The organism is Roseibium sp. (assembly GCF_025698965.1).
GTDB lineage: Bacteria > Pseudomonadota > Alphaproteobacteria > Rhizobiales > Stappiaceae > Roseibium.
Genome location: NZ_JAILWL010000391.1, coordinates 1 through 6,325, shown reverse-complemented (window position 1 = coordinate 6,325; position 6,325 = coordinate 1). Strand labels below are relative to the sequence as shown.

Annotated in this window: 5 protein-coding genes; 3 read left to right on the top strand and 2 right to left on the bottom strand. The window is 50.4% G+C overall.

Annotated elements, in window-relative coordinates; genetic code table 11:
- Positions 1-171: 171 nt before the first annotated feature.
- Positions 172-1,080, top strand: coding sequence for a serine protease (locus K5905_RS24820; protein ID WP_297589089.1), 909 nt, complete (start codon positions 172-174; stop codon positions 1,078-1,080).
- Positions 1,081-2,578: 1,498 nt separating this feature from the next.
- Here K5905_RS24820 and K5905_RS24815 read toward each other — a convergent pair.
- The gene (locus K5905_RS24815) at positions 2,579-3,487 is read right to left on the bottom strand and encodes a hypothetical protein (RefSeq protein ID WP_297589087.1); all 909 of its coding nucleotides are present in this window, start codon (positions 3,485-3,487) and stop codon (positions 2,579-2,581) included.
- Positions 3,488-3,770: 283 nt separating this feature from the next.
- Positions 3,771-5,156, bottom strand: coding sequence for a tetratricopeptide repeat protein (locus K5905_RS24810; RefSeq protein WP_297589085.1), 1,386 nt, complete (start codon positions 5,154-5,156; stop codon positions 3,771-3,773).
- 294 nt (positions 5,157-5,450) lie between these two features.
- Here K5905_RS24810 and K5905_RS24805 point away from each other — a divergent pair, with 294 nt between their 5' ends.
- On the top strand, positions 5,451-5,783 hold the full coding sequence (locus K5905_RS24805; protein ID WP_297589083.1) for a CU044_2847 family protein: 333 nt from the start codon (positions 5,451-5,453) through the stop codon (positions 5,781-5,783).
- On the top strand, positions 5,783-6,325 hold a 543-nt coding region (locus tag K5905_RS24800; RefSeq protein ID WP_297589079.1), incomplete at its 3' end, for a serine protease. The genes K5905_RS24805 and K5905_RS24800, both read left to right, overlap by 1 nt.

Genomic DNA, 6,325 nt, shown 5'->3' with positions numbered 1-6,325 from the left:
CCGGCATCGGCGATTTCTCTCCAAGGATAAAGCACTTAGCAGATTCTGCTTCTTGCCGACTAGTCCTATGGCTTTGGCACGTTGAGAACGATACTTAGTTATAGAGTTGAGCTTGACGCGAACACCTCAATCAGTGGTAAAGGCAGGCTGGCTCACACCATAGGAGGTTGAATGAAAAATAGAAGTTTGATCGACGTCCGCACAAATGAGGTTGATCTCGATGGACGTAGAGATTGGGCGTTGTCTCCTGACCACGGTGACGACCCAGAGGGGCGATACTTTCTTGTTCAAGATCCATTCAACATACGGAAGGCAGTCATTCCCGTATTTTACGGGGAGCGTGACGGATCGTTAAGAGGTTTAGGAACAGCTTTCGGTATCTCAAGAGATGGTATTTTGCTGACTGCTGATCACGTGATCTCCGAACTTCGCGTGCGATCAAGAAACACCAATTCCGGCAACAAAAATCCAACATTCGAAAATCCTCATGGCGAAGCCCTATGTGTGTTTCTATCTCCCGGTTTGGTCTACGGGACGCACGGTATAACAACTGAGTTTTTCCCAAATATTGTCTCAGTGCGCACGCCTATTAAGGCAGGAGATGATCCTCTCAAGAATCTGCGCGGAGAAGACAATTTCACTCCAGCGGATGTTTCAGTACTTAAGACGCAGCCGCTCTCGGCAGAACTTCACACGCTTCCTCTCCATCTTCGTCCAGACTATCCAAAAGTTGGAGATCAAGTAGTCGCAATCGGTTACCCACAAATCGACTCTATCAGAGAAGAAATGCCAAGATTCGTAAACCGTGTGACGGAAGGAATGTATGCATCGTACGGTCACGTGACTGCAATTCATCCCGATGGGCGTGATAAAGCAAATGGTACGCCTGTTTTCGAAGTTGATGCCAACTGGCCGAGCGGGATGAGCGGTGGTCCAGTATTAAATGCCCATGGGAAAGTGATCGGTCTGGTCAGTCGATCGCTAGAGGCAAGTGATGAGCACCCAGGTGTTGGGTGGGCAGTTTGGCTAGGGCGCCTTCCCGAGGTTGGGCACGCTGTTCGTCAGACAATATTTTCCTAATGATTTCAATGCACTTGATGGTTTCAGAAGATGCTTCCAAAAACGCGAGCTCAACGACCTGTCCTCATTTGGAGTGGTGGTGGTTTATCATTACCCGGCCGGCACTTGGTTTGGCGGTTGAGGTCCGCCGTCCGGGCTTATCGGTCAGGACCGCCGTTCAAGTCTTAGATCAATTTGTCCTCCCCATCTTTCGTTGATCACTCAATTTTCACGCGCAATTCACTCGGAACCTTTAGCGCACTTGTTGACTGTCTCCAACGCTGCAGGGGTTTATGCTGGGAGCTTACGTCAGTGATCTCAGAGAACGGGTTTTGGATGTGTCAGACAAGAGGGCTTCAGCGCGCTCGGTTAAATCACCCATTTAAACTGCCTTTGAAGGCCCATCACTTGATCTTACTAAATAGGCACTAGAGAACAAACGCGTTGATTTAGCGAAAGAATCTATTCACAAGTTGCAACCTTCAAGGGGAGCTTCTTATGCGATTATCAGTATTGCTATTGTTGCTATTATCAGCGTGCCAAATTAGTTCGCTGCCCATTCTGTATAAGTAGGGCACGACACTTGCTCAAAGGCAGAGCACGTCCGACGCTTGCTTAATCGCTGCATTGCGAGTCGTTCCGCAGTCGAACGCAGTGGCTTCAAGATCCGGTCATTATTCGCCCAGCCGTACAAGCTGCTACACCATCAACGGCATTCTTTCCTGCAACACCCTTCCTGGGAGCTATTCTCCTCCTGAAGTCTACAGCTATGACCCAAACCAACGTCTGCGTGAAAGGCAATATGTGGCTTGCATGATCGGAAAGGGTTACGACATGATTTCGAAACCAATCTGCGCCCAAGGAGCTGAGTCAACGTATCCATATCGACAGCCTCCCGCCGACCAAATCCAATGCGTTCCACTATCAAAGATCGTGGAAAACTAACTTGGCGTTGTGGCAACTAGTGCTAGTACCACTTCGGCGCCTCGAAGACTAGCAACGAATTACTACCCCTTTTCGGTGTGTTTTAGCCGCTAGAACATCGTCTTACTTTGGACTAATGCCCTCCTAATTTTTGAATATCTTCTGTAGCTTAGTTTTTCTTACGGTTTCTACCGCTACCAAGTCGACAGTATCCTGTGCGCAAGATTGGAAAGTATGCTCGTCGGAGAGCATTTTGAACGAAGCCTAAGTGAACGAAGTTGCGATTAGAGCCTAGCTTCCTTCCAGAGAGCGTTGATCAGTTGCTCCCTACATCAGGAGATCTACTTCACACATACATGAATTAGCCTTCAGTTCCTGGCGCTGTATGGGGCAACCGTGGTTCGAGCTCGTGCACCGAGTTCGAATGAGACACTATCTGTTGCTGCAAGGCATTAACCACCTCGAGCAGCGCATTCCAGTCGATAGCGTCCATTAGTCTGAACATGCAGCCCCGGTCTTCCATTGACCCTTCCAGGTCCTGTAGCAGGCTGCTCGTGTTAGGAATAAATACGGGATTTCGTTGCCTAAAGGTTTGCTATCGGAATGAGAACTCCCGGATGCCACCGTGCATTCCGTGGTCCACAAGGTGCATTTCCTCGACCGGCGGTGCGACCACTAACTCCAATTGGCTGAGATCCATTTGAGTAATAAAAGGCGCGAATGCGACGACCCTATCCTGTATCGCAGCTATTGGCGCAGAGAAAATGGAAGGCGTACCTGTGTTTCGCGTTGCCGTTGTCCATGTCTGCGCGAATTGCTCCACCGGACCAAGTGCCAATGAAAAGGAACTGAGATAGTGGCGCTCGCACCGGACTTTGGTATCGACCGGAGGCATATAGACGCCGCGCCGCACATAAAGCTCGCAAAGCGAGGCTGGCCCTTCATCCCCGAGATGATCAATGTAATCGGGAATGAAGGCGTCGATCAGCCCCCTGTTTGCGTCCAGAATTACCTTCACCTCCAGCGGAGTGAGCAGTGGTGGGATGGAAGCCTCGACCGTCTCACTGACGAATCGACCAGCATTAGTTGTGTGGTAGAGAAGGTCGAAGTCTCGAAGCGACGCCTTGATAGCAAGCATCTCCAGTGAGTCTTGCCTCCGTCGCTTTCCGTCAACCCACAACTGGGCAAAGCCTGCGACCAGAGTGTCCAGCTTCTCCTCCGGAACGTCTTTGCTAAGCACGTAATCCCTGAATTCATTAGCCCATCGTTTATGCTTTTTTTGGAAGAAGTCGTAAGCTCGGACGCTAATTTCGTCGTCGTCCATAGTCTTCTGACCCGGGGAGTAGGTAGTGCGAGCGACTTGCCCGTTATCGCCGCTGTCTTCGAATATGCGTTTTTTTATTAAGGGATCAGAGAGGTTCTGCGGCAACGATGCGTGACGCAGAACCTCTCCTGGCTCCCAATTATCCAGAAAGACGTCGTAGTCGTCACGCTCGCGGTTCAAGAGCAGTCCCCGTTTTCGCTGTTTGTTCGTTCCACTAAATAAGCCATGCTCGCAAACGCGCGTCGGCGATTTGCCGGCGTTAGTCCCGCGCTCGCCTCTGTGCTTGGGCACATAACAAATGGCCCAGGCGAAGACTATTTGGCGAGCGAAAAATCGGCACCTGACGGTTTCGTCACAGTTCCTCTCGAAGCTCACAGTTTCATTGCAATACCGGAGCCTGCCAGGCCGCGGGACCAAGTGTTGTAACGACTGTATGGTCTGTCAAAGGCACAATCGTCAAAAATCAACGTTGGTTCAGCAACGTAAGAGCATTATGAAATTCTGGTGAATGGCGTCCATCCACAACGCCATCGTAAAGACCGAGATTTTGTAGTTGCTTTTGCACCTCGCTGATCGTCTCCGGACTCCAGTTCTCAGCGTCGTCAAATATCCAATTCACACCTGCTTCGATTGCGCGTATGTACCATTCGGCGGCAAGCTCATGGTCCTGCGGACCGCCCCTGCCCCAACTGACCAATCTGGCAAAATTCTCCATGCCAAAGAGGCTGCCACGTTGTGCTGCTCGCTCGAACCATTGCCGCGCCTCAGCATAGTCTTGCTCAACCCCATGCCCATCTTCATACGCGAAACCAAGATAGGCCATAGCTTCAGAATGGTTGGATCCGGCGGCGCGCTTATACCATGTTACTGCTTTTTCTAGGCTGTGTTCAGGGAGATCGTGACTAGCAAATGTTAAACCCAAACCGAACATCCCCGAAGCCAACCCTGCCTCGGCTGCCAAACGATATAACCGATGTGCCTCTGGTAGGTTTTGATACGCCTTGGGCACACCGTGAAAGTATTCTTTTTCAACTTTCTCTAACATGACACCGTAGAACAATAGGTCAGCAAGCTTATTGGCCGCTCGTGCATCTCCCCTTTTAATCGCTTCGCGGTACCAGTGGACAGCCTCATCATTGTCTCGTGCCACGCCCCGCCCTTGAAGATAGGCATCTCCAAGAAGACGTTGAGATGGTGCGAAGCCACGATCAGCAGCTTGACGCAAAAGGTCTACACCCAAAAATTCATCTTCAGGAACGCCAATTCCACGATCGTACAATACACCAAGATTGAAAGTAGCAATAACGTTTCCACGGTTAAATGACTCGGTAAACCAATGCACTGCCTCGATCTCGTCCTTCTCCACTCCCAATCCTTTTAGAAATAGATGCCCCAGAACATTCATACCTACTGCATCACCCCCCTCTGCTGAAATGCGCGCAAACTCGATCGATTCTGGGTAACGTTTCCCTATTGACAAGGCTCGCGCGAGAAGTGCGGCAGCGCGCATGTTCTTTGGATCAGCTTCGAAACTTGCTTTGCAGGAGCTGATAATTGAATCCAGATCCAATGTAGCTAATTGGCTCGACGAAACTCGGTCAGGATCAACCGACTGGACACAAGTTTCAAAGTCGCCCTTTGAAGTTTGATTTTCATCTGCTGAAACATCGAAACCAAAAAAAGCAAGATTGAGAGTAAGGAAAGCTCTGAAAAATACCCCGGGCATCCGCTTGGAGTAACGGTCGATTAGAGACGTATCTCTCTCCCTTGGACATAACTTAAACTCAAAGGAACCTCTGAACTCCCGACTATTTGAGTAGTTAAAGCATTTATTTAGAACCGCAATCATCCGGTCTGAGTTCTCTAACATTCGCCCTATACAGATTGCCGCAAAGAGAAAATGAAATAACTTCGAACACTTTTTAAGAAGGTGATGTCGATATGGCCCAACCGGAGTCTTACCAGATCTCCCAGATGCTCCGTACCCACAGTTGAGATACTGCAAATTTCCTCTCTGCACACGGAGAACTACCATAACTAAGCCCGTCCCGTATTATTGAACACATCACTTGACGTAGAGTTATTCTAGCGTCCAATCTGCGGTTGAACAACTTGTCCAGTAATTGAACAAAGACGTATTAGAATGACCAAAATGATCTATGAGTTTCATTCCTCACACGGCCTTGTCCGAGTCGAGGTCGATGATCCCCCAGGCCAAAGCCCTATTGCTGTAGGCCGCGGCGATGAAGTCACGGTGGAAGCTAGGGAGAGCTTCGAGGAAGCAATCGCAGGCATTGGGCCAATCGCCGAAGGCATTCTTGCCCAAACCACCGGTCTCGACACGCTTCCAAAAGAAGTCGGGGTAAGGTTCGGAATCAAACTATCTGGAACGCTTGGCGCGATCCTCGCCTCAACCGCTGCAGAGGCGCATATTGAAGTCAATCTAACTTGGAAAAACGTTGACGGGAAAGCCTAGTGCCGCGCATTTTCAGACATAGGAGTGTAACTACTCCCATCGCGCGCATTAGGGGTAGTGGCGGCAACATTTGCGGGACAGGGTTCCTGATCGGTGCTCGTCATGTTTTAACCTGCGCGCATGTAGTCGACGACGCTCTAATGCGTTTACGTGGCACGGACAAGGCGCCGAATGAGGCGGTGTCGCTAGATCTTCCATTCCTGAACCAGCGCGAACTAACCGCCAACGTGGTTGCATGGGCACCAATGCGTTCGCTAGAAAGTTTGGAAGTCGATCCAGTTTCCGATATCGCCGTCTTGGAACTTGAGGAAACCGTCGAGGGAGGCATAGAGAACCACGACGTCCGTCTTGCTTCACCTCCATTAGGCACATCATTTGTGACTTTTGGTTTTCCCGGAGGGCTTGACAATGGCACAGAAGCGGGCGGTGAAGTGCGCCTCACCGACGCCAGCGGCTGGCATCAGGTGCGCGATGTGCAGGTTCATGGACATTTCGTAGAACCAGGTTTCAGCGGTGCGCCGGTGTTCGACACTGACGACGGC

What these genes read in the sequence shown, in the direction of transcription:
- K5905_RS24820 (WP_297589089.1), top strand. Translation starts at nt 172, where the DNA reads ATGAAAAATAGAAGTTTGATCGACGTCCGCACAAATGAGGTTGATCTC.
- K5905_RS24810 (WP_297589085.1), bottom strand. Translation starts at nt 5,156, where the DNA reads ATGATTGCGGTTCTAAATAAATGCTTTAACTACTCAAATAGTCGGGAG.
- K5905_RS24805 (WP_297589083.1), top strand. Translation starts at nt 5,451, where the DNA reads ATGACCAAAATGATCTATGAGTTTCATTCCTCACACGGCCTTGTCCGA.